We start from the raw sequence: 418 nt of genomic DNA, 5'->3' as shown, positions 1-418 counted from the left end.
CGATATCACCGATCACTTCCACCTGCGGGAAGTACACCTGCTCCACCGCCGCCTGCGAATAGCCGATATGGATCACGGTCGGCCCCCCCGGGCGCATCACGAACGGCGGCTTCTCGGTGACCTCGTGGCCGATGGTCACGATCACGTCGGCCTGGTCGATGGCCATGTGCACGTAGTCGCGCTCGGTCAGCGCCGCAGTGCCCATGTACAGGCCCGATCCACCGGCCACCGCGCCCTTGCCCATCTGCGTGGTGAAGAACGGAATACCGGCACGCAGCACGAACGCCGACAGCGCTTCGCTGGACTGCGGCCGCGACGCCGCAGAAGCGATCATCAGCAACGGTCGCTTGGCGTTGCGGATGATCTCCGCCGCGCGGTCCAACGCCTCCGGACTGGCAATGGGACGATCCACCGCGTG

Annotated in this window: 1 pseudogene; it reads right to left on the bottom strand. The window is 66.5% G+C overall.

What is annotated here, in order from left to right:
• Positions 1-418, bottom strand: a pseudogene (locus CDN38_RS33720) (acetolactate synthase large subunit); the annotation flags it as partial.

Origin of the sequence: Mycobacterium ostraviense (assembly GCF_002705925.1) — a bacterium.
GTDB lineage: Bacteria > Actinomycetota > Actinomycetes > Mycobacteriales > Mycobacteriaceae > Mycobacterium > Mycobacterium ostraviense.
Note: the sequence above shows the minus strand (reverse complement) of the source record. Positions and strands in the feature narration are given on the sequence as shown.